The organism is Pelagibius litoralis, from assembly GCF_011683915.1.
In the GTDB taxonomy this organism is placed as follows: Bacteria; Pseudomonadota; Alphaproteobacteria; order Kiloniellales; family Kiloniellaceae; genus Pelagibius; species Pelagibius litoralis.
Window position 1 is genome coordinate 52,604 of sequence record NZ_JAAQPH010000019.1, and the last position, 18,119, is coordinate 70,722.

Genomic DNA, 18,119 nt, shown 5'->3' on the forward strand with positions numbered 1-18,119 from the left:
TGATCTGAACAGACCATGCAGCGGACTCTTGGCATTGCGGCGGTGGTTCTGGTGCTCGATCAGATCAGCAAGTGGCTGATCCTGGCCGTTGTGATGCAGCCCCCGCGGCGGATCCCGGTGACGGATTTCTTCAATCTGGTGCTGACCTACAATACCGGCGTCAGCTTTGGTCTGTTTCAGGGCGATTCGCCCTGGCGGCCCTACTTTCTGGCCGCTATCGCCCTGGCGGTGGTTGCCGGCCTGCTGATCTGGGTCCGGCGCCAGCCTGTCGGCCTTCTGCCCTATGGCGTGGGGGCGGTGGTGGGCGGCGCGATCGGTAACGTGATTGACCGGATGCACCAGCCGGGTGTGGTCGATTTCCTCGACTTCCATCTGGCCGGGTGGCACTGGCCGGCCTTCAACGTTGCCGACAGCGCCATTGTCTGTGGTGTCGCGCTGATCATTGTTGACGGCTTGTTCGAAGGCGGCAGGAAGAGTAAAAAAGAATCGGGGATAGGGAGGTAGTCAGCGATGGAACCGAAGATGACTTTCCGCGTAGTGATTGTAAGCAGCCTTTTGCTGGGGCTTTCCGCCTGCGGCGGTTTCCAGGAACAGCTTGGTCTCACCAAGCAGTCACCTGATGAGTTTCGGGTCGTCTCCCGAGCGCCTTTGACGGTGCCGCCGGATTTCGCCCTGCGCCCGCCTGAGCCCGGTGCTGCGCGCCCTCAGGAAGGAACGCCTGCCCAGCAGGCCGAACGCGCGGTCTTCCGCAATGCCGCCGGGTTGCCGCCTGCGGCAACGCAGACGGCCATCAATCCCAACCGTTCCGCGGGTGAGCAGTCCCTGCTGAGCGCCGCCGGCGCACAGAGCGCCGAGCCCAACATCCGTCTTTTGGTTGATCGTGAGACAAAACAAATCAACTCTGAGTCGGATCGCTTCGTCGATGCCCTGGTCTTCTGGAACGATCAGTCGCCGGCGGGAACCATTGTCGATCCGCAGGCCGAACTGCGGCGTCTGCAGGAAAATGCGGCACTTGGCCGGCCATCGACGACCGGGGCGACCCCGCAGATCGAGCGCCGCCGCAGGGCGCCGCTGGAAGGCATTTTCTGATCGCGGCAAGCCTCTTGCGCGGCGAACAGTGGCGACGGCAACGCGGATTCGTGAACAAAGTTTCATTTCCTTAGGCCGGGCATCTGCTTGTAGCCTTGCCGCTGCGTGCCATATTGATCCTTAAGGATAATCCCGGAGCGCGATCGTTCCAGATTGAATCGATCAAGAACGCGAATCGCCCTCTTACTTGCTTGAGCAGCGCTTGACGGCTGCATTTGATGCGGCATGAAACGGTCAGGCGCTAAAGGGAGCGCAGCAGATGAAGGTCTCGCCAAGATGAAGTCTCTCGCGCGTGTCGGCCGTTTCCTGGCCCTGGGCCTGCTGGCTCTTTCCGTCCAGACAGCCGTGCAGCCCGGCTCCGCCGCGGCCAAGGTCTTCGATCCCGTCAGTTTTACCCTGGATAACGGCCTGCAGGTTGTCGTGGTGGTCAATCGGCGCGCGCCGATCGTCTATCACTCGGTCTGGTACCGGGTCGGCGCCGCCGACGAGCAGGCCGGCGAGTCCGGTCTGGCCCATTTCCTCGAGCATCTGATGTTCAAGGGCACCGAATCGCTGGCGCCGGGTGAGTTTTCCGAGATCATCGCCGCCAACGGTGGGCGCGAGAACGCCTTCACCTCCTGGGACTACACTGCTTATTTCCAGACCGTCGCCGCCGACCGGCTGGAGATCATGATGCAGCATGAAGCCGACCGGATGACCAATCTGGTGTTGAGCGACGCGGTGGTGAACCCGGAACGCGATGTGGTTCGCGAGGAGCGGCGCAGCCGCATCGACAACGAACCGCGTGGCCAGTTGGGCGAGATCATCCGCGCCACCCAGTTCCTGAACCATCCCTATCGTATTCCCATCATCGGATGGGATCACGAAATCGAAGAACTGAGCACCGAGGCGGCCTTGCGCTTCTACAAGCGCTGGTATGCGCCGAACAACGCGATCCTCATCATCGCCGGCGATGTCGATCCGGTGGAGGTCCGGCGTTTGGCGGAGACCTATTACGGCCCGATTCCGGCTGGCGAGTTTCCGCCCCGTCAGCGCGTCGCCGAGCCGCCGCAAAATGCGGCGCGCGAGGTGACCATGAGCAGCCCGCGGGTGCGCGAACCCTCCGTTTCGATCAGTTATCTGGCGCCCAGCTATCGCCAGGCCGAGGGCGCGGAAGCCTATGCGCTGCAGGTGCTTTCGGAGATCCTGGGCGGCGGCGCGACAAGCCGGTTGTACAGCCGCCTGGTGGTGGAGCAGGCTACGGCGGCCTCGGCGGGGGCGGGATACAGCCCCATGGCTTACGATTACACGACCTTCGATTTCTATGGCGCCCCGCGGCCGGGCGGCGAGATCGAAGCGGTCGAAGCGGCCCTGCGGGCGGAGATCGCCGTCCTGCTGGAAAATGGTGTCAGCGAAGCCGAAGTGGCGGCGGCCAAGAAGCGCATGGCTGCCAGTGCGGTTTTTGCCCGCGACAACCTGCGCACCGCGCCGCGGATCATCGGGACGGCACTGACCACGGGAGGCAGCCTTGAAGCCATCGAGGCCTGGCCCGAGCGTATCGAGGCGGTGACCGCCGAAGAGGTGAACGCGGCCTTGAAGAAGGTGCTGCGCAGCGAGCAGTCGGTGACCGGCTATCTGCTGCCGAAGCCGACCACCTGACCGCCCGGCCGATGCTTCGCCAGATGCTTCCCGAGGTACGTCGCCCGGGGCCAAAGACTGACCAGAGGATGAAAGATATGCGCGATCGCAAGCCAGGTGCTGCAACGCAGTCTGCGGCGATGCTGCCGGCCCGGACGTTTATCCTTGCCGGACTGCTTGTTGTTCTGACGGCCTTTGCGGCCTTTCAAGCCCGCGCGGTTGAGGTGCAGCGCGTCGTCAGCCCGGGCGGGATCGAGGCCTGGCTGGTCGAAGATCACAGCAATCCGATCATCGCCTTGGAGCTTGCCTTCCGCGGCGGCGCCTCGCTGGACCCGGCAACCAAGCCGGGCCTTGCCTACATGGTCTCCACCCTGATCGACGAGGGTGCGGGGCCGCTGGATTCCCAGTCATTCCAGGGGGCGCTGGATGACCTTTCCATCAACCTGCGTTTTCAGGCGGGTTTGGACGGCTTCAACGGATCGCTTTCGACCCTGACCGAAAACAGCGGGCGGGCGTTTGAGCTTTTGCGCCTGGCGCTGACCGCGCCGCGTTTCGATCCGGAACCGGTTGAGCGGATCCGCAGCCAGATCCTCTCCCGCCTTTCGCGCGAGGCCGAGGACCCGGATGTGATCGCCGGCCGGACCCTGCGCCGGTTGATGTTTCAGGAACACCCCTATGCGCGTCCGACGCGCGGGACAGAGGCCAGCATCGCGGCGATTACCAGCGATGACCTGCACGGCTTCGTGCGGGCCCGCTTTGGCCGGGACGAGCTGTTCGTCGGCGTGGTCGGCGACATAACGCCCGAGGCGCTGAAGACCGTTCTCGATCAGACCTTCCTGCCCCTGCCGGTAAAGGCCGAGCCCTTCTCCGTCGCCGAGGCGGCGGTGCAGAGTGCCGGCGACCTGGTGGTGATCGAAAAGAACATTCCCCAGTCGGTGGTCTCTCTCGGCCAGGCTGGCATCAAACGCGATGATCCGGACTACTATGCCGCCTATGTGGTGAACCACGTTCTTGGTGGCGGCGGATTTTCCTCGCGCCTGGTTGAGGAGGTGCGCGAGAAGCGCGGCCTGGCTTACTCGGTCTATTCCTATCTCGGCCCCCTGGACCACGGCGCCCTGGTGGGCGGCGGCGTTGCGACCCAGAACGAGCGGGTGGGCGAGTCCCTCGACCTGATTCGCGCGGAATGGGCCCGCATGGCCGATGAAGGGCCCAGCGCCGAGGAGCTGGAGCAGGCCAAGCGTTTCCTCACCGGCTCCTTTCCCCTGCGCTTTTCAAGCTCAGGCAATATCGCCGGCATGCTGGTGGGGATGCAGCTTGAAGACCTGGGCATCGACTATCTCGACAAGCGCAATTCCTTCATTGAGGCGGTCGATCTGGCGATGGCTCAGCGCGTCGCCAAACGGCTCTATCGGCCTGATGATCTGACCGTGGTCGTGGTTGGCGCCCCTGCCGGTGTCACCCCGACCCGTGAGGCCCCCGCCGGCGGCAGCTGAAGCCGGTCGCTGCGTCGATCCGCTTCAGGCCGCTTCGCGGCGGTCAAGCCAGGGCTTCGGTCACCCGCTCTGGCGTGAAGGGCAGGCGGCGCAGGCGCTTTCCGGTCAGGGCATAAAAGGCATTGGCGACGGCCGCGGCGACCATGGGCGTGCCGACTTCGCCGATGCCGGTCGGCGGTCCGTCGCTGACCTCCAGATGGATGTCGATCTCGGGCACTTCGTCGGCGCGCAGGATTTCGTAATCGTAGTAGTTGTTCTGCACGACTTCTCCGCCTTGGATCGTGATCGACTCCTTCAAACTGCTGCTCAGCCCGAAGACGATACCGCCTTCGATCTGCGCCAGGGCGTTATCGGGCGAAATGATCAGGCCGGCATCCACTGCCGCCCAGAACCGCTGCACGGTGATACTGCCGCTGTCCCGATCCAGCGCGACCTCGGCGATGCCGGCGGCCATGGAATCGCCGTAACCGGCGAAGGACAGGCCAAGCGCCGTCTCACCCGGGGGCCGGCCCCAGCCGGCGCGTTCCGCCACTTTTTCCAGAAGCCGCCGGCCGCGGGTGTTGTCACCCATCAAGGCAAGGCGAAAGGTGAGACCGTCCTGGCCGGCCGCTGCCGCCAGCTCGTCCATGAAAGCCTCTGCGGCAAAGCTGGTGTAGCTTGCGCCGATCCCACGCCAGGGGGCCAGCCGGGCCCGGCGTTCGGTGATGACGTGCTCGGCGAGCAGGCCGTCGATGGCGTAGAACTTACTCTCGGATCCGCGCACCGAGATGATATCGGTCGGCGCCACCTGGTCCCAACGCAGCGGGTTGAAGTAGGCGATGACCGAGGGTGTGGCGATACGATGATGCCAGCCGCTGAGCTTGCCATCGGCGGTCAGTCCGGCCCGCAGCCGTTGCGCGGCGGCGGGGCGGAAGGCGCCGTGCTTCACGTCGTCTTCGCGGCTCCATACCACCTTCACCGGCCGCCCCAGCGCTTTGGAAGTCAACAGAGCGTCGCGCAGGTACTCCTGGGTCAGCGCGGTGCGGCGGCCGAAGCTGCCGCCCATGGTCATCATGTGCAGGCGGATCCGCTCCGGCGTTGCCTCCAGCACTTCGGTAATGGTCCGCATGGTCCAGCTCTGGGTCTGGCTGCCGACCCAGACCTCGGCGCCGCGCCCGTCGGAATCGACGGCGGCCACCGCGGCCATGGGCTCGATCTGGGCGTGATAGGCGTAGTCGGAGAGGTAATCGGCCTCGACCACTTTTGCCGCGTTATCGATGGCTAACGGCGCATCGCCGACGCTGCGCCAGGCAACGCCGTCGCGCGCCGCATCGCCTGCTGCCGCGGTGTAGGCGGTGAGATCGGTCTCGCTGTCGAAGGCGCGGGCCGGCGCCGTCTCGCTCCATGTCACATCCAGGCTGTCCTTGCCGATGAAGGCTGCTTCCAGCCGTTCGGCGACGACGGCAACACCATCCGGCAGAGTTACCGTTTGCAAGACGCCCGGGACGTCCAGTGCCTCGCTGTCGTCTATCTCGAGCGGCGTTTCGCCCTCCACCGGGCTGCGCAGGACGGCCGCGTAGAGCATATCGGGCACCTGCACGTCGATGGCATAGCGTTCACGCCCGCTGCTTTTGGCCGGCACGTCGCGGCGCGGGACATTCTGCCCGATCAGGCGGTAGTCGGCGCGGGCTTTGAAATCTGCCTCGGAAACTTCAGGAATGCTTGGCAGCGGGCCGGGCAGGGCGGCAAGCGCGCCATAGCTCAGGCGCCGCCCGCTCGCGGCATGCACCACAAGGCCCGGCTCCGTCGTCAGGCTGTCCAGGGAAACCGACCATTCGCCGGCGGCGCGTTGCATCAGCATGCGCCGGGCCTGGGCGCCGGCCTTCCTCAGGCTATCGAAGTAGCCGTAAACGCCAGTGCTGCCGGCGGTGTAGAGAACGCCGCCGAAGATCGGGTTGCCGAAAGTCCGGTCATCGCGGTTCAACTGTTCGATCTCCACGCGATCCCAATCCGCATCCAGCTCTTCGGCGAGAATCAGCGGCAGGGCCGAAGAGCTGCCCTGGCCCATTTCCGTTGAGGGAAAGACGATGGTGATGGTGTCGTCGGGGTCGATCCGTACCCAGGCGTTGGCGTCCAGGCCCTGCATTTGCCCGGCTTCTGCTGATGCGGCCTGAAGGATGCCGCTATTGCCGACGACAAAGGTCAGCGCCGCGCCGCTGGCGATGAATGCGCGTCGTGTCAGAGCCATCTCAAGCCTCCCTGGCGGCGCGCTGTATCGCCTTTACGATCCGGTTGTAGGTACCGCAGCGGCAAAGATTGGTGCTCATGGCCGCGACAATCTCCTGGCGCTGCGGGTCCGGGTTCTCCTCAAGCAGGGCCGCCGCCCGCATGATCTGACCGGACTGGCAATAACCGCACTGCGGCACCTGTTCGGCGACCCAGGCCCGTTTCAAGGGATGATCGTCTTCGCCGGGCAGGCCCTCGATGGTGGTCACGGCCGATCCGGCGACGGCGTCAAGCGGCGTCAGGCAGGCGAAGGCCGGTACGCCGTCGACATGCACGGTGCAGGCGCCACACATGCCGGCACCGCAGCCGAATTTCGTGCCGGTCAGGCCCAGGTGCTCGCGCAGCACCCACAGCAGGGCGGTATCGGGGGCGGCGTCGACTTGTACAGTCTGTCCGTTGACGACGAGGTCGGTCATGGCGCTTTCCTCCTTCGGCTGCGCTCGGCAGCGGGGGTTGCTTGTCCTATTCGGTACTGAGGGTCCTCAGATAGGCGATGAGATCGGCGGCATCGTCGGGATTGCGCAAGCCGACCCGCATTGTCGTGCCCGGCAGAAAGCCAAGGGGGTCGATCAGATAGGCCGTCAGCGTCTCGTCGTCCCAGACGATGTCGGCTTCGCGCATCGCCCGCGAATAGCGGAAACCTTCCACGGCGCCGGCGGATTGGCCGACGATGCCGAAGAGGTGCGGACCGGCCCGGTTCTCTCCCGGCGCCACGCTGTGGCAGGTTGCGCATTGCCGGTAGACGCGCTCTCCGGCGGCCGGGTCGCCGGCCGCTTCCTGCGCGGCTGCCGAGGTCGTCAAGATGGCCGGGAAACTGGCCGCGCAAGCAAGGGCGGCCAAAGCACCGGTGACGTGCGAAACCATCGCTTTGCGCTTCACGGCTGATGCTTTCGGTGCTGTTGCAAAACGGACACTCCAGGGTGAGGGGGCGGCCCGCAACGGCGCGCCGCACACGCAGGCGCGGCAGGGTTGCAAAGCCGATCTACCCTTGAATCTAGGGCTGCGTTTCCCATCTGTCTTTCGAGATCCGGTCAAAGTCTTTGGACGATCAGCCATGTACGATCTGGCAGATCACCCGGCGGACCGTGCCGCGGCGCCGATCGTCGGTGAGTACTGGGACGAACCGGGTTCGAACAGCGTGTCATGGCACAGCCATCGGCGCGGCCAGTTGATTTATGCCCAACGCGGTTGCGTCCGTGTGCATACCGAAGATGCGCTTTTCGTGGTGCCGCCGCACCGCGCCGTCTGGGTTCCACCGGAAACCATCCATGCCGCCCACTACCCGCGCGAGGTTGCCTTTCGCGGACTTTTCGTGATCGCCGCGCTCTGTGCGACGCTGCCGCAGCGGGCGACCGTGATGCAGGTCGATCCGCTGACCAGAGAGTTGATCGACGCGGCGGTACGCCTGCCCTGGGACTATCCGGCCGACGGCCACGAGCAACGCCTGATGACGGTGCTCATGGACCGGCTGGTGGTGCTGCCGGCGGCGCCGTTGAGCCTTCCGGAAGGCCGCGATGAGCGGGTTCTGCGGGTGATGCGGGCCTTACGGGCCGACCCTGCCGACAACCGATCCCTTGGGCTCTGGGCGCGTTCGGTCCATCTGAGCGAGCGCACGCTGACCCGCCGCTTCGCGGTCGACACCGGCATGTCCTTCGGTGTCTGGCGCCAGCAGCTTCGCCTGACCGTTGCCCTGGAACGTCTTGCCGCCGGGGAACCGGTCACCACGGTCGCCATCGACCTGGGCTACGGCACGCCCAGCAGTTTCACGACGATGTTCAAGAAAGCCTTGGGGGTGCCCCCCAGCACCTATTTTTCCCGAGGGCTTCTTTCTCACGACTCCGCCGGGTCTGATATAGATTAGCTTCCGTTGCGTCTCACATTTGACCGAGTCTTCAATTCCATGCCGATCCGCCGTCTGCCCGAAACCCTGGTGAACCAGATCGCCGCTGGCGAGGTGGTGGAGCGTCCGGCCGCGGCGGTGAAGGAACTGGTGGAAAACGCCCTGGACGCCGGGGCGCGGCATGTCGACGTGGTGCTGCGCGACGGCGGCCGGGCGCTGATCGCCGTCACCGACGACGGCAGCGGCATGGCGCCGGAGGAACTGCTGCTGGCGGTCGAACGCCACGCCACCTCCAAGCTGCCGGACGACGATCTGGTGCACATCGCCTCCCTGGGTTTCCGGGGGGAGGCCTTGCCCTCCATCGGTGCGGTGGCGCGTCTCACCGTCACCAGCCGCCCGCCTGAGGCCGAAGAGGCCTGGTCGCTGCTGGTCGAGGGCGGCAAGCTGGGCCGGCCGCAGCCGGCGGCCCATCCCCGGGGCACCCGGGTCGAGGTGCGCGACCTCTTCTTTGCGACGCCGGCGCGGCTGAAGTTCCTGAAGACCGCGCGCACCGAGGTTTCCCACGCCCAGGACACCCTGAACCGCCTTGCCATGGCCCACCCCCAGGTCGGTTTCACCCTGAGCGACGGGGACCGCAAGCTGATCGGCCTCGCCCCGGCGGAGGGCGAACTTTTCGATGCCCGCCTGAAGCGCCTCTCCGCCGTCATGGGGCGCGACTTTGCCGACAACGCCCTGGCGATCTCGGCGCAGCGCGAAGGGATCGGCCTGACCGGCTACATCGGCCTGCCGACCCTCAACCGCGGCAACGCCCAGCAGCAGTACCTCTTCGTCAACGGCCGCCCGGTGCGCGACAAGCTGCTCTACGGGGCGGTGCGCGGCGCCTATCAGGATTTCCTCGCCCGCGACCGCCACCCCCTGTTGGCGCTCTTCGTCGAGCTGCCGCCGGAACAGGTCGACGTGAACGTCCATCCGACCAAGGCGGAGGTGCGCTTTCGCGACCCCGGCCTGGTGCGCGGCCTTATTGTCTCCGCCGCCAAGCATGCCCTGGCCGAAGCCGGGCACCGGGCCGCCACCACCGTCTCCGACCTCGCCCTGGGGGCGCTGCGCCCCGCCGGTGGCACAGGTGTCGGTGGTTGGGGCTCGTCTTATCAAGGCAGCCGGCTGCCGGCCGGCTTGGCCGAGGCAACGGCGCACTACCAGGCGCCGGTTGGTCATGGCGCCCTGCCGGGCCTGCAGGGCGCACCCTCGGCGGCGGCGCCGTCCATGCATCCCGGCGCGATGCCGAACGAGACTGTCGATCCGGACGGCTTTCCTCTTGGCGCCGCCCGCGCCCAGGTCCACGGCACCTATGTCGTCGCCCAGACCGGTGACGGCATTGTCATCGTCGACCAGCATGCGGCGCACGAGCGGCTGGTCTACGAGCGCATGAAAGAACAGCTCGGCGAAACCGGCGTGGCGCGCCAGATGCTGCTGCTGCCCGAGGTGGTGGAAATGGAAGAGTCGGCGGCGGCCCGCGTCGTCGCCCGCGCCGAAGAACTGGCCGAGCTGGGCCTGGTGCTGGAGGCTTTCGGCCCCGGCGCCGTGGTGGTGCGCGAGGTGCCGGCGCTGCTCGGCAAGGTCGATGTCCAGGGCCTGATCCGCGATCTCGCCGACGAACTGGCGGAGCTGGGTGAGGCGCTGGCCCTGCGCGAACGCCTGGAACACGTCTGCGGCACCCTGGCCTGTCACGGCTCGGTGCGCGCCGGGCGTATCCTCAACGTCGAGGAGATGAACGCCCTGCTGCGCCAGATGGAGGAAACCCCCCATTCCGGCCAGTGCAACCACGGCCGTCCGACCTACGTCGAACTGAAACTGGCGGACATCGAAAAGTTGTTCGGCCGGCGTTAGTCACTGAGCGTCTTACTTTCTTTGTCTATGTTCAGGGAACAATTGGGAGAGATTGTGGACGAACCTTGGACAGGCAAAAATCGGCCTCCGCAGATACCAGAGACGTGGCGTGGTCGTGCATTGCGTGGTAGCGATGGGTGGTGCTGGGAAGATCCCGAGAACAGCGGCAACAGCGTTCGAATCTACAAAGGCGATCCTGCAAATCCGGTTCCGTCGAAGCGGGTACCCTACGTCGTGGTTTGTTCAGATGGCCTCTTGATGGACCGTAGCGGCGATCCGATCCCAGGAAGCAATTGTCCGGAAGACTGACTCTTCTTGGATGTGAATATCAGCTTCTTCGCAGGCGGGACGTTATCGTCCCCGCGTCTCCCCCTCACCCTCCCACTTCGTGGGCCCCTCCCTCTCCCGCCAGGGGAGAGGGATTCTCTTGCCGCCCCTTTTTGTTCCTCCCTCTCCCCTCCGTGGGAGAGGGTCGGGGTGAGGGGGGCTTCCCGCGAAGCGGGAGGGTGACGGGTGGGTGTGGCGGCTAGGTCGGAGTTAGCCGGCGCGGTCGCGCAGGCGCACGCCGGCGCCGCCGCCGTTTTCCTCGATGAAGACCACGCCGGCGGCCTCCAGGGCGGCTTGGATGGCCAGGAGGTTGTTGCGGTGAGGTGTGCGCGAGCCGCGTTCGAACTCCAAAATCAGTTGCTTGGACACACCAGCGGCTTCGCCTAACTCGACTTGGCCCATCCGAACCAAGGCACGCGCGGCTCTGCATTGATCGGGCGTAATGTTACTTTTATACACAAACGTTACTTTTTGATATGAATGATGCTAGCTGCATGCTAGGTTCATAGGACAAGAGTGCTGCAACCGCAACGCTATCGCGAGCGGCGCGAGAGGGTGCTGACACACCCGCCCGCGCCTGACCGCAACCAGACTTAACAGGAGTCCGGCTATGGCTGAACCTACCCTTATCACGGATTCGCCTGCGCTCAACCACAGCGCCCCCGGCGACCACCCTTCGCCGCCGGAGCCCGCCCGGATCACCGGCCCGCAGTGCCGGGCGGCCCGGGCCATGCTGCAGTGGGGTCGTGAGGAGCTCGCCGAGCGCAGCGGCGTCCATTACATCACCCTCTGCAACTTCGAACTCGGCCACTGCACCCTCAAGCCGCCGACGGCTCGCCTGCTGCGCCTGACCTTCATCGCTTCCGGCGTGCTGTTCATCGACGCCGACGCCAGCGGCGGCCCCGGTGTCTGCCTCGCCAAGCCGGAGGCGCCTTGAGGCGGCGGGACAAAGGGTTTGAGAGGAAGTCCCCCTCACCCCGACCCTTGCATGTTGGAGATTGACCCGAATTGCGTAAGCATTGGGGTTGATCCCCGGGGGGTGGCCACCCCCCCCCCGGGATCGGATGGGCGGGACCGCGCGACCCTAGAGCAGATCCCGGTCGGATGGAATCGCCGAAGGCGATCCATCGACCGGGTGAATCTGCTCTAACTGTTTGATGGCGATCGGATCATGTTTTGACGGAACCACTTCGTGGTTGCGCCAAAACATGTGAATCCGATCTAGGCAAGAACCGTGGGAGAGGGAGGGTGAATGGGCCTTCCCGCGCAGCGGGGGCTATGCCAGCCCGCGCCCCTTGGCGACCAGGGCCGCGAAGCGTTCCTCGCCGATGTTGCTGCCGCAGAAGATGACGCCGACGCGCTTGCCCGCGCAGGCCTGCTTGAGCGGGCCCATGACGGCGGCGGTGCTGGCGGCGCCCGCCGGCTCCACGGCGATCTTCAGGCCGTCGTAGATCAGGCCCATGGCGCGCAGCATGTCGTCGTCGCGGATCCGCACCAGTTCGTCCACATGGTCGCGGGCGACGGCGAAGGAGTAGGGCAGGGTCATGGGGGCGCCCAGGCTGTCGGCGATGGTGTCGACCTTCTCCAGGGTCTGGGGGCTGCCGGCGGCGAAACTCCGCGTCAGGCTGTCGGCGCCTTCCGGCTCGACCCCGATGACCCGGCAGTTGGGCTGCAGCAGTTTCATGGCCCGGGCCATGCCGGCGATCAGCCCGCCGCCGCCGACGGGGATCACCATGACGTCGAGATCGGGCATCTGCATCGCGGCTTCGCGTCCGCAGGTGGCGGTGCCGAGCACGGTGAGGGGGCTTTCGAAGGGATGGATGAAGCGTCGCCCTTCTTCCGCGACGATGCGGTCGACCTCGGCGAAGGCGCCGTGGATGTCGTCGGTCTGCACCACCTCGGCGCCCAGCGCGCGGCAGCCGGCGACGCGCACCGGATCGGCCGTTTTCATCATCACCACCTTGGCATGAACCTGGCGTTGGCGCGCCGCCCAGGCAACCGCCAGGGCATGGTTGCCGGCGGAGACGGCGGTGGCGCCGTGCCCGGCTTCCGCATCGCTGAAGTCGAGGATGTTCAACAAGGCGCCGCGGGCCTTGAAGGAACCGGCGTGCTGAAACAGCTCCAGCTTGCCGATCACTTCCGCGCCGCCCGGCAGGTGGGGCTTGAGGGCTTCGGCAACCAGCGGGACGACCGGCGTTTCAACGATACGGCCTTTCAGCGTCTGCGCAGCGGCTTCGATGGCCGCCAGGTCAGGGGCGTCCCGGCTGATCGCCTGTTCCCGGCATTGCTCGCTCATATCGATTCCATTCTTTGCGGCCGCGACCAGTTGTGTTCTACGATTCCAGGCGCAGGAAAATCAGTCTCGCTTTGCCGTAGGTGCGGGCATCGATCTCGCTGAAGCCGGGCGGCGTCTCGAAGGCCTCGGTCTTCATCATCTCGACCGAGACCAGCGCCTCCGGCGCCATCCAGCCGGCGGCTCTCAGGGTTTCTACCGCCTTTTCGGCGAAACCCTGGTTATAGGGCGGGTCGAGGAAGATCAGGTCGCAGGGCGCCGGGGCGGGCCGGGGGTGCAGCACGTCGCAGGCCAGAAGTTCGGAATTCTCTTCCTCCCCCAGGGCGGCGATGTTGGCGCGGCAGATCTCGATGGCCGGGGCGTAGTTCTCCATGAAGGTGACCTGTTCGGCGCCGCGCGACAGGGCTTCCAGCCCCAGGGCGCCGGTGCCGGCAAAAGCGTCCAGAACCCTTGCGCCGGGCAGGCGCTTGGCGCCTTCCTCGCTCAGTTTGCCGCTGGTCAGGATGTTGAACAGCGCTTCGCGCGTGCGGTCGGCGGTGGGCCGCACGGCAAGATCAGCGGGGGTTTTCAGGCTGCGGCCCCTATGACGGCCGGCGACGATTCGCATGGCTCTTACGGTTATCCTTTTTGGCGGCGGGTTTTTTGCCGGCGGGCTTCATAGAGGTGGATTTTTTAGGAGCGGGTTTCTTGGGCGTAGGTTTTGCGAATCCCGGTTTCGGTTTGGCGGTCCCCTTCTTCGCTGTGCCGCCGCGGGCCGTGGCCGGTTTTGCCGTCTTCGATTTTGAGGCGGCGCTTCGTGCCGCCGCCGGCTTTGTTCTTGCTGCGGCGCTTCGTGCCGCCGGCTTCGCCCCGGTCTTTGTCGCGCTGCGGGGTTGCTCCGTCCGCGCGGCGCCGCGTGTTCCCCTGGCGGACTTGTTGGCGCCGGATTTACCGATCCCCGGTTTGCCGCCGCCGGCGCCCTCGGTCTTCTCCGGCTTCTTCAGGCCGTGGCGCGAACCCGGGCGATTGGGTTTCGGCTTGGCCCTGGCGAATCCCTTGCCGCGGGTTTTGCGCTTTTCCCTGTCTTCCAGGCCCAGGGCCTCGCGCAGGCGCTTGGACGGCACTTCTTCCAGGCTGCGGTTGGGCAGCTTGGCCAGGGCGAAGGGGCCGTAGGAAACCCGGATCAGCCGGTTCACCGCCAGGCCCAGATGGGCGCAGATCTTGCGCACCTCGCGGTTCTTGCCTTCGCGCAGACCGATGGTCAGCCAGGCATTGGCGCCGGACTGGCGATCCAGCTGCGCCTCCACCGGGCCGTAGTCGATGCCCTCCACGGTGACGCCCTTGGCCAGCGCCGCCAGCCGTGCCGCGGTAACCCGCCCGTGGGCCCTGACCCGGTAGCGCCGCAGCCAGCCGTTGGCGGGCAGTTCGAGCTGCCGTTTCAAGCCGCCGTCGTTGGTCATCAGCAACAGGCCCTCGGAATTGATATCCAGCCGCCCCACCGCCTGCAGGCGCGGCACGTCCGCCGGCAGGTGGTCGAAGACCGTGGCCCGCCCCTGCGGGTCGCGGGCGGTGGTCAGTTCGCCGCGCGGTTTGTGATAGCGCCAGAGCCTTGGCGCCTCGGCTTCCGGCAGGAGGGCGCCGTCCACCTCGATCCGGCTCTCGGCGGTGACAAGCGTTGCCGGGCTGGTCAGGACCTTTCCGTCGAGCGAAACCCGCCCCGCGGTAATCCAGGCCTCGGCATCGCGGCGTGAGCAAAGCCCGGCACGGGCAATGACCTTGGCGATACGCTCGCCCTTTTGTATCTCGATCATGGGGGTCGTCCTAAGCCGCGGCTGATACGAAGGCGCGGAAAATCGCCTGGTCGGAAGGGGTGATGGCGAATTCGGGGTGCCACTGGACGCCCAGGCAAAAGCGATAGTCCGGCGCTTCGATACCCTCGATCACCCCGTCCGGGGCAACGGCGTTCACCTGCACGCCGGCGCCGACCGCTTTTACCGCCTGATGGTGGGCGGAGTTCACCGGCATGACCTCGGCCCCGCAGATCGATTTCAACAGGCTGTCGCCGCTGAGGGCGACGTCGTGGCCCGCCTGGTCGCGCGGGTTGGGTTGCTCGTGGGCCAGGGCCGCTTCCACCTCGTCGGGGATATGCTGGATCAGGCTGCCGCCGAGCACCACGTTCAGCAGTTGTTGGCCGCCGCAGATGCCGAGCAGCGGCATGTCGCGTGCCAGGGCGCCGCGGGCCAGCGCGGCCTCAAACTCGGTACGGCGATCCTTGGTGTGTACCGTTTCATGGCGGTCGTTGGCGCCGAACAGCGCCGGGTCCACGTCGAAGGCGCCGCCGGTGATCATCAGGGCGTCGATCCGCTCGAGGTAGACCTCGGCCTCCGCCGGTTCGTGCGGCAGCAGGACGGGCAGGCCGCCGGCCTCCTTGACGGCCCCGGCATAGTTCTGCCGCACCGCATACCAGGGGAATTTGGACCAACCGCCAGCGGCTTCCGAATCGAGCGTAATGCCGACCAGGGGTTGTGATGTCTGCTGCTTTACCATGGCGGCACTTTAGGCGCCGCGCCCCGGCCTCACAAGCCCGGCAGATGTTCCCAAATGGGGCCTCCCATGGGCCCCGGACGGGCTCTTTTAGACCGGGTTTCCTTCGTCCTCGCAACGGTGGCCCAGGGTTGTGAAACCTTCCTCCAGCAGATCCCCGAACAGCGGCATCCCCAGCAGATAGGCCGAACTGGGCCCGGTGTGGCGCTCGTTGGCCGCCGCCAGGGCGGCGGGCCACTCCGAGCGGTCGAAATCGCCGCGGCCGACCCAGATCATCGCCACCAGTTCGGCCTGCTGCTCTTCGTTCAGGTCCTCGATGACCTGGCGGATCTCCTCGGCTACCGGGTCGTCGCCATAGTCTTCCAGCACATCGTGCATATCGTCTTCGCCCGGCTGCGAAACCGTATCCTGCTCCGGCGCGGCGACCTTCACATCGAATGCGCGGGCCTTGGCGATCAGGAAGCACACGGTGCCCGGGTTGAGATCCAATTCGATCACCTCAGGCTCAAGCGCCGCAGGCTGTACCTTTGCCATGGTTTGGTCCTCCTCTGTACGGATCAGGCGGGTTTCGGTTGATTGGAAGTCTTCCGCAGGAGCCTCTGCCGCGCATTGACCTGGAACAAGTGGCAGGGCAGGCTTTGCCGCCGCAACCTTGCCGAACCGCGACCGGAAAGACCTGCAAGCACGTGCCAAGCCCATGACAAGCCTAAGAAAAAAACCGGACCCTATGGCCGAAGCCCTGGCCCAGGCCCGCACGGCGGCCGATCTGGGCGAGGTGCCGGTCGGGGCGGTTCTGGTCGACGGTGCCAGTGGCGAAGTTCTGGTGCGCGCCCACAACCTGGTGGAGCGCGATGCCGACCCCACCGCCCATGCGGAGATTCTGGCGATCCGGCAGGCCGCTGCCCGGCTCGGCGTGCCGCGGCTGGAGCAGGCCGAACTCTATGTGACGCTGGAGCCCTGTGCCATGTGCGCCGCCGCTATTTCCTTCGCCCGGATCAAGCGCCTGATCTTCGGCGCCTACGACCCCAAGGGCGGCGGGGTCGATCACGGCGCCCGGTTCTTCGAGCAGCCGACCTGCCACCACCGGCCGGAAGTGATCGGCGGCCTTCAGGAACAGGAATGCGGGGCTCTGCTGCAGGACTTCTTCAAGGCCCGGCGCTGACAGGGTTTGGCTACCAAAAGGCCGTGGATCACAAGGCCGTGGGCGGCGGATGACGGGGCAATCCCAAAGCCCCATATTAATCGAGCAATGAGTGAGGGGACCGCCATGCCGCTGCAGACCATAGACGCCATCACCGGCTATCACGCCCATGTTTATTACGACGCCGAGACCAAGGCTGCGGCGGCGGAGCTGCGCGAGGCCATGGAGGCGAATTTCGCGGGTCTGCGCATGGGGCGCTGGCACGACCGCCCGGTGGGGCCGCACCCCTGCTGGAGCTATCAGGTGGCTTTCGAGCCGGAGATGTTTGCCAGTCTCGTTCCCTGGCTGGCGTTGAACCGGGGCGACTTGGTGATTTTCTTGCATCCGGAAACCGGCGATGCGGTGCCCGACCATCGCGACCATGCGCTTTGGCTGGGCGCAAAACTGGAGCTGAACCTCGATGCGCTGCGCTAGGCTGCTTTCACTATTCGCCGGCCTCTTGCTGTTGGCCGCACCCGCTTCGGCGGAACCCATCCGCCTGGACGATCAACGGGTCGCGGCGCTCTCCGGCTTGCCGAATCTGCGCGGCGCAGCGGTGAGCGCGGAAGCGTTGTCGGGCAGGGCCGTGGTTGTGGCCTTCTGGGCCTCCTGGTGCCCGCCCTGCCACCCGGAGTTCGACAATCTGAAACGGGCTCAGGAAACCTACGGCGATGACGTTGCCATCGTCGCGGTGAACATCTTCGAGGAATTCGGCAGCTTCAAGGGCACGGCGCGCCGCGACGCTTTCCTGGCCCGCAAGGACCCGCCGTTCCATGTGGTGGCCGAGGGCGAGGGCATCGCCGCCCTGTTCGAAGGCGTCGAACGCATACCCACGGTTTTCGTCTTTGCCCCCGACGGCAGCCCGGTGATGCACTTCGTCCATGCCCAGGGCGCGTCCAAGACCCACGCCTCCTATGAGGAAATCGACGCGGCGCTGGAACAGGCGCTCGGCAAGGGGCCGGGGCAGGGTTAACGCGCCGGCCCCGCCGCGGCGGCGTTAACCACTGTTACAGCAGGTGAAAATTTCACTTGCATTGAATTGCAAAAACACGGAAAACCCGCCCCTCAGTTTTTACTGGGTCAATCTACTGGTTGCGTTGGAGGACCGATGTCTCAGGCACAAGCCCTCTTCCAACTGGGGATCGACTTGGACGAAAACCCAAGCGCCTCCAAAACGGAAGAAAACAACACCGCCACCCAAGCTGCAGATGCGGCCGGGGAGCGTAAGGACTTTTTTATCGAGCGCGACGGCGAGCGGTATGCCGGCACCCATCTGATCGTCGATCTCTGGGACGCCGAGGGTACCGACGATCTCGCTTTCGTCGAGGAGACGCTGCGCGATTGCGTCACCGCCGCTGAAGCGACGCTGCTGCACATCCACCTGCATCACTTTACGCCGAACGACGGAATCTCCGGCGTGGCGGTGCTGGCGGAATCGCACATCTCGATCCACTCCTGGCCGGAATCCGGTTATGCGGCGTTGGACATCTTCATGTGCGGCGATGCCAAACCCCATCTGGCGGTAGAGGTGCTGCGCGAACGCTTCAAGCCGGCGCGTCTGGCGGTGGAAGAGCATCGGCGGGGCCGCGGCGTATGAGCCGCCGG

Annotated in this window: 20 protein-coding genes; 11 read left to right on the forward strand and 9 right to left on the reverse strand. The window is 65.9% G+C overall.

All coding sequences use genetic code 11. The features are described 5' to 3' along the window. The first annotated feature begins 15 nt into the window (after positions 1-15). From lspA to HBA54_RS21460, 4 genes are all read left to right on the forward strand, one after another. On the forward strand, positions 16-504 hold the full coding sequence (gene lspA / locus HBA54_RS21445) for a signal peptidase II (RefSeq protein WP_167228509.1): 489 nt from the start codon (positions 16-18) through the stop codon (positions 502-504). Positions 505-522: 18 nt separating this feature from the next. After that, positions 523-1,089, forward strand: a complete 567-nt coding sequence (locus HBA54_RS21450; RefSeq protein WP_167228511.1) for a DUF3035 domain-containing protein — start codon at positions 523-525, stop codon at positions 1,087-1,089. Between the two features lie 276 nt (positions 1,090-1,365). After that, entirely contained in the window at positions 1,366-2,727 is a 1,362-nt protein-coding gene (locus tag HBA54_RS21455; RefSeq protein WP_167228513.1) for a M16 family metallopeptidase, read from the forward strand. Positions 2,728-2,804: 77 nt separating this feature from the next. Next, entirely contained in the window at positions 2,805-4,199 is a 1,395-nt protein-coding gene (locus tag HBA54_RS21460; RefSeq protein ID WP_240932811.1) for a M16 family metallopeptidase, read from the forward strand. Positions 4,200-4,242: 43 nt separating this feature from the next. Here the strand turns inward: HBA54_RS21460 and HBA54_RS21465 are convergent, their stop codons facing one another. The 3 genes from HBA54_RS21465 to HBA54_RS21475 are packed head-to-tail and all read right to left on the reverse strand — an operon-like array spanning position 4,243 to position 7,343. Then, positions 4,243-6,426: a xanthine dehydrogenase family protein molybdopterin-binding subunit gene (locus HBA54_RS21465; protein ID WP_167228515.1), complete on the reverse strand. Its 2,184-nt coding sequence runs from the start codon at positions 6,424-6,426 to the stop codon at positions 4,243-4,245. A 1-nt stretch (position 6,427) separates the two neighbouring features. After that, positions 6,428-6,880: a (2Fe-2S)-binding protein gene (locus HBA54_RS21470; RefSeq protein WP_167228517.1), complete on the reverse strand. Its 453-nt coding sequence runs from the start codon at positions 6,878-6,880 to the stop codon at positions 6,428-6,430. A gap of 46 nt (positions 6,881-6,926) precedes the next feature. Beyond that, complete coding sequence (locus HBA54_RS21475) at positions 6,927-7,343, reverse strand: c-type cytochrome (RefSeq protein WP_322096084.1); 417 nt, start codon at positions 7,341-7,343, stop codon at positions 6,927-6,929. A gap of 175 nt (positions 7,344-7,518) precedes the next feature. Here HBA54_RS21475 and HBA54_RS21480 point away from each other — a divergent pair, with 175 nt between their 5' ends. Both HBA54_RS21480 and mutL read left to right on the forward strand, forming a co-directional pair. Further along, positions 7,519-8,325: an AraC family transcriptional regulator gene (locus HBA54_RS21480; RefSeq protein ID WP_167228519.1), complete on the forward strand. Its 807-nt coding sequence runs from the start codon at positions 7,519-7,521 to the stop codon at positions 8,323-8,325. Between the two features lie 39 nt (positions 8,326-8,364). Then, a complete protein-coding gene (gene mutL / locus HBA54_RS21485) occupies positions 8,365-10,191 on the forward strand; it encodes a DNA mismatch repair endonuclease MutL (RefSeq protein WP_167228618.1) in 1,827 nt (608 codons plus the stop codon). Between the two features lie 537 nt (positions 10,192-10,728). Here mutL and HBA54_RS21490 read toward each other — a convergent pair. Beyond that, positions 10,729-10,887, reverse strand: a complete 159-nt coding sequence (locus tag HBA54_RS21490) for an XRE family transcriptional regulator (RefSeq protein ID WP_240932812.1) — start codon at positions 10,885-10,887, stop codon at positions 10,729-10,731. Between the two features lie 241 nt (positions 10,888-11,128). Here HBA54_RS21490 and HBA54_RS21495 point away from each other — a divergent pair, with 241 nt between their 5' ends. Next, entirely contained in the window at positions 11,129-11,455 is a 327-nt protein-coding gene (locus HBA54_RS21495; protein WP_205944818.1) for a helix-turn-helix domain-containing protein, read from the forward strand. 339 nt (positions 11,456-11,794) lie between these two features. Here HBA54_RS21495 and HBA54_RS21500 read toward each other — a convergent pair whose 3' ends face one another. The 5 genes from HBA54_RS21500 to HBA54_RS21520 all read right to left on the reverse strand — a co-directional run bounded on the left by HBA54_RS21500 (position 11,795) and on the right by HBA54_RS21520 (position 15,868). Next, complete coding sequence (locus HBA54_RS21500) at positions 11,795-12,814, reverse strand: threonine ammonia-lyase (protein ID WP_167228521.1); 1,020 nt, start codon at positions 12,812-12,814, stop codon at positions 11,795-11,797. 37 nt (positions 12,815-12,851) lie between these two features. Beyond that, positions 12,852-13,418, reverse strand: a complete 567-nt coding sequence (rsmD, locus tag HBA54_RS21505) for a 16S rRNA (guanine(966)-N(2))-methyltransferase RsmD (RefSeq protein ID WP_167228523.1) — start codon at positions 13,416-13,418, stop codon at positions 12,852-12,854. Continuing rightward, positions 13,393-14,601 (reverse strand): pseudouridine synthase, encoded by a 1,209-nt coding sequence (locus HBA54_RS29730; protein WP_167228525.1) that lies wholly within the window; start codon positions 14,599-14,601, stop codon positions 13,393-13,395. The genes rsmD and HBA54_RS29730 overlap by 26 nt, the downstream gene beginning before the upstream one ends. 10 nt (positions 14,602-14,611) lie before the next feature. After that, positions 14,612-15,337 (reverse strand): gamma-glutamyl-gamma-aminobutyrate hydrolase family protein, encoded by a 726-nt coding sequence (locus tag HBA54_RS21515; RefSeq protein ID WP_167228527.1) that lies wholly within the window; start codon positions 15,335-15,337, stop codon positions 14,612-14,614. Between the two features lie 87 nt (positions 15,338-15,424). Then, positions 15,425-15,868 (reverse strand): DUF3775 domain-containing protein, encoded by a 444-nt coding sequence (locus HBA54_RS21520; protein WP_167228529.1) that lies wholly within the window; start codon positions 15,866-15,868, stop codon positions 15,425-15,427. 193 nt (positions 15,869-16,061) lie between these two features. Between HBA54_RS21520 and HBA54_RS21525 the strand changes: the two genes are divergently transcribed. From HBA54_RS21525 to speD, 4 genes are all read left to right on the forward strand, one after another. Further along, entirely contained in the window at positions 16,062-16,496 is a 435-nt protein-coding gene (locus HBA54_RS21525) for a nucleoside deaminase (protein WP_167228531.1), read from the forward strand. Positions 16,497-16,583: 87 nt separating this feature from the next. After that, positions 16,584-16,949, forward strand: coding sequence for a DOPA 4,5-dioxygenase family protein (locus HBA54_RS21530; protein ID WP_240932813.1), 366 nt, complete (start codon positions 16,584-16,586; stop codon positions 16,947-16,949). After that, positions 16,936-17,487, forward strand: coding sequence for a TlpA family protein disulfide reductase (locus HBA54_RS21535; protein WP_167228533.1), 552 nt, complete (start codon positions 16,936-16,938; stop codon positions 17,485-17,487). Before HBA54_RS21530 ends, HBA54_RS21535 begins: the two co-directional genes overlap by 14 nt. Positions 17,488-17,622: 135 nt before the next feature. Beyond that, positions 17,623-18,111 (forward strand): adenosylmethionine decarboxylase, encoded by a 489-nt coding sequence (speD, locus tag HBA54_RS21540; protein ID WP_167228535.1) that lies wholly within the window; start codon positions 17,623-17,625, stop codon positions 18,109-18,111. Positions 18,112-18,119: the final 8 nt, after the last annotated feature.

Bases quoted from the DNA above. Each gene is read 5' to 3' on its own strand.
- lspA (WP_167228509.1), top strand. From the start codon at position 16: ATGCAGCGGACTCTTGGCATTGCGGCGGTGGTTCTGGTGCTCGATCAG.
- HBA54_RS21450 (WP_167228511.1), top strand. From the start codon at position 523: ATGACTTTCCGCGTAGTGATTGTAAGCAGCCTTTTGCTGGGGCTTTCC.
- HBA54_RS21455 (WP_167228513.1), top strand. From the start codon at position 1,366: ATGAAGTCTCTCGCGCGTGTCGGCCGTTTCCTGGCCCTGGGCCTGCTG.
- HBA54_RS21460 (WP_240932811.1), top strand. From the start codon at position 2,805: ATGCGCGATCGCAAGCCAGGTGCTGCAACGCAGTCTGCGGCGATGCTG.
- HBA54_RS21465 (WP_167228515.1), bottom strand. From the start codon at position 6,426: ATGGCTCTGACACGACGCGCATTCATCGCCAGCGGCGCGGCGCTGACC.
- HBA54_RS21470 (WP_167228517.1), bottom strand. From the start codon at position 6,880: ATGACCGACCTCGTCGTCAACGGACAGACTGTACAAGTCGACGCCGCC.
- HBA54_RS21480 (WP_167228519.1), top strand. From the start codon at position 7,519: ATGTACGATCTGGCAGATCACCCGGCGGACCGTGCCGCGGCGCCGATC.
- mutL (WP_167228618.1), top strand. From the start codon at position 8,365: ATGCCGATCCGCCGTCTGCCCGAAACCCTGGTGAACCAGATCGCCGCT.
- HBA54_RS21495 (WP_205944818.1), top strand. From the start codon at position 11,129: ATGGCTGAACCTACCCTTATCACGGATTCGCCTGCGCTCAACCACAGC.
- HBA54_RS21500 (WP_167228521.1), bottom strand. From the start codon at position 12,814: ATGAGCGAGCAATGCCGGGAACAGGCGATCAGCCGGGACGCCCCTGAC.
- rsmD (WP_167228523.1), bottom strand. From the start codon at position 13,418: ATGCGAATCGTCGCCGGCCGTCATAGGGGCCGCAGCCTGAAAACCCCC.
- HBA54_RS29730 (WP_167228525.1), bottom strand. From the start codon at position 14,601: ATGATCGAGATACAAAAGGGCGAGCGTATCGCCAAGGTCATTGCCCGT.
- HBA54_RS21515 (WP_167228527.1), bottom strand. From the start codon at position 15,337: ATGGTAAAGCAGCAGACATCACAACCCCTGGTCGGCATTACGCTCGAT.
- HBA54_RS21520 (WP_167228529.1), bottom strand. From the start codon at position 15,868: ATGGCAAAGGTACAGCCTGCGGCGCTTGAGCCTGAGGTGATCGAATTG.
- HBA54_RS21525 (WP_167228531.1), top strand. From the start codon at position 16,062: ATGGCCGAAGCCCTGGCCCAGGCCCGCACGGCGGCCGATCTGGGCGAG.
- HBA54_RS21530 (WP_240932813.1), top strand. From the start codon at position 16,584: ATGAGTGAGGGGACCGCCATGCCGCTGCAGACCATAGACGCCATCACC.
- HBA54_RS21535 (WP_167228533.1), top strand. From the start codon at position 16,936: ATGCGCTGCGCTAGGCTGCTTTCACTATTCGCCGGCCTCTTGCTGTTG.
- speD (WP_167228535.1), top strand. From the start codon at position 17,623: ATGTCTCAGGCACAAGCCCTCTTCCAACTGGGGATCGACTTGGACGAA.